Origin of the sequence: Roseicella aerolata (assembly GCF_020523605.1) — a bacterium.
GTDB lineage: Bacteria > Pseudomonadota > Alphaproteobacteria > Acetobacterales > Acetobacteraceae > Paracraurococcus > Paracraurococcus aerolatus.
This window is the reverse complement of record NZ_JAJAQI010000129.1, coordinates 1-2,549: the sequence shown is the minus strand read 5'-3', so window position 1 is coordinate 2,549 and position 2,549 is coordinate 1. Positions and strand designations below refer to the sequence as shown.

At 69.0% G+C, this 2,549-nt stretch carries 3 protein-coding genes; all 3 read right to left on the bottom strand.

The genetic code is table 11. The annotated features are described in order from the left end of the window. Nucleotides 1-7: 7 nt before the first annotated feature. Genes tnpC through tnpA form a run of 3 tightly spaced genes read right to left on the bottom strand, consistent with a single transcriptional unit; the run spans nt 8 to nt 2,490 of the window. Nucleotides 8-1,636 carry an IS66 family transposase gene (gene tnpC, locus LHA35_RS28100; protein ID WP_226614869.1) on the bottom strand — a complete coding sequence of 543 codons (1,629 nt, stop codon included), beginning with the start codon at nt 1,634-1,636 and terminating at the stop codon, nt 8-10. Between the two features lie 48 nt (nt 1,637-1,684). Then, on the bottom strand, nt 1,685-2,032 hold the full coding sequence (tnpB, locus tag LHA35_RS28095; RefSeq protein ID WP_226614848.1) for an IS66 family insertion sequence element accessory protein TnpB: 348 nt from the start codon (nt 2,030-2,032) through the stop codon (nt 1,685-1,687). Next, entirely contained in the window at nt 2,032-2,490 is a 459-nt protein-coding gene (tnpA, locus tag LHA35_RS28090; protein WP_226614833.1) for an IS66-like element accessory protein TnpA, read from the bottom strand. Before tnpA ends, tnpB begins: the two co-directional genes overlap by 1 nt. Nucleotides 2,491-2,549: the final 59 nt, after the last annotated feature.

Below are 2,549 nucleotides of genomic sequence, written 5' to 3'. Positions count from 1 at the left end.
GTAAGCGTCAGCCCATTGCGGCGGGTTGACGTTCTGCCTTGAAGTTCCAGGGCAGCAATTCGTGGATGCGGGTGATGGGGTGGCCGCCTGCGAGCCGATCGAGCACGGCGGCGATGTAGGCTTCCGGGTCGAGGCCGTTCAGCTTCGCGGTCTCCGCGATGGTGTAGATGACGGCGGCGCGCTGCCCGCCTGCGTCGCTGCCGACGAACAGATAGTTTTTCCTCGTGACAGCGATCCCTCTCAGCTGCCGCTCGGACAGGTTATTGTCGATTGAGAGCCTGCCGTCCTCGACGTAGCGCGCCAGTGCATCCCAGCGGTTCAGCGCATACTGCAGCGCCTTGCCCAGCGTCGATTTGCCGGAGAGCCGGCGCCGCTGCTGCAGCATCCAGGTGTGCAGGGCATCGAGCAGCGGCTTGCTCTGCACCTGGCGCGCCGCGTGGCGCCGCTCCGGCGGCTGGCCGTTGACCGCCGCCTCGATGGCATAGAGTTCGCCGATCCGCCGCAGGGCTTCCTCGGCGATCGGCGACCTGGTGCTGTCGTAGACCTTGAACAGCTCGCGCCGCGCATGGGCCATGCAGGCCACATGCGTGATCTGCGGCGGCTTGCCGCCCTTCGCCGCGGTCAGCGCGTCGTAGCCGGCATAGGCGTCGGCGTGCAGCCAGCCGGCATAGCCGGCCAGGTGTTCGCGTGGCCGCTCGCCCTTGCGGTCCGGTGAGTAGCAGTAGAATGCCGCCGGTGGGCCGGTGCCGTTCCAGGGCCTGGGGTCGAAGGCATAGACCCAGAACCGGCCGATGCGGGTCCGGCCGCGCCCTGGGGCGAGGACGCGGATGGTGGTGTCGTCGGTCCAGATCACGCCCTGCGCCAGGGCGTAGGTGCCGATCGCCTCGGCCAGCGGCCGCAGCCACCAGGCGCCATGCCCCACCCAGTCGGCCAGGGTCTGGCGCTCGATCGCCACCCCCTCGCGCCCCAGGATGCCCGAGAGCCGGAACAGCGGCAGGCCGTCGAGATACTTGGAGACCAGCACATGGGCCACGAGGCCGGGCCCGGGCCGGCCCCGCTCGATGGGCAGGGCCGGGACGGGCGCCTGCAGCATGGCCTCGCAGGCCCGGCAGGCATAGCGCGGCCGGACGTGCCGGATCACCTTCAACCGTGCTGGGATCTTCTCCAGCACCTCCGTGACGCTCTCGCCGAGCCGCGTCAGGCGAGCGGGATCGGTGCAGCCGCAGCGACAGGCGAGGACGGGCTCGTGCACCACGGTCTCGCGCGGCAGGTGTTCGGGCAGCGGCCGGCGCGTGGCAGGCTTCCGTTGGTTGCCGGATTTGTCCTTGGTTCGGCGCTCCTCCTCCGCCGCCGCGGCCTCGCGCTCTGCCTGGTTCTCCTCAAGGTCGCCGATCAGCATCTCGAGCTGGTCGGCCTCGGCCGCCAGCTTCTCGGAGGACCGGCCGTAGCGGTCGCGCCGTAGCGTCACCAGCTGGATCTTCAGTTTCTCGATCTCGAAGCCCGCGTTGCGCAGCTCGGCCTCGCGTTCGGCCAGCGCTGCCTTGTGCTCGGCGATCAGCACATCGCGCTGCGCCAGCAAGGCGCGCAGCGTCTCGACGTCATCCGGGAATGCCGCGGTGTCGAGCTCGGAGGCCACGCGGGAATCGTCGCTGACCGCATCGCGTCGCTGCAAATAAGGAGGGTGTTACCCAACCACCTCGGGCCGCGCCGTCCAGGCCGGCATGCGCCAGTCAATCCCTTCCAAAAGCATCGAGAGCATGGCCGGGGTCAGAGAGACAACACCGCCCGTCGCCTGCGGCCACACGAAGCGACCCTTCTCCAACCTCTTGGCCACGAGAACCAGGCCCTGACCGTCCCAGACCAAAATCTTCAGCAGGTCACCTCGGCGCCCACGAAAGCAGAATACCGCGCCGCTGTACGGATCCTGCGAGAGCACGGTCTGCACCTGCGCGGCCAAGCCGTCGAATCCCTTACGCATATCCGTCGCGCCACAAGCAAGGTAGACGCGCGTACCAGGCGGCGGGCCGAACATCACCGACCACCCAGTTCGGCCAGCACCATGCGCAGCGTCACCGCATCAACGGCGCCCGTCACCCGGATACTCGCGCCGCTCGGCAGCACGATCTCCAGGCTGCCCGCCGCCTCCACGGCTGCAGGCACCGCGGGCGGGGCAGACAACGCAGATGGCAGCGGCTCCTGCACCATCGCCACCGGCGTGAACCTCGCCATCGCGGTCGCCAACATCTGCTTGCGCCAAGTGTAGAGCTGTCCCGTGCTCACCCCGTTCCGGTCCGCCACGGTCTGGATAACCGCGCCGGGTTCCAGGGTCTCCCGCACGATCCGGAGCCGCTCCTCCGGAGACCAGTCGCGCCGGCGGACCGCGCGCACTCGGACCTCGACGGCAGGGTCGGGCCCCAATCCGGGACCGCTCTTACGACCGTCGTATGAGCGGTTTGCGAGTGCTGCAGGCGGTGTCACGTCGTCGGGCATCCACACGACATCCACCACGCGCCATGGTCACCGCAAGGCCACGACAGGCTTACGCTTAC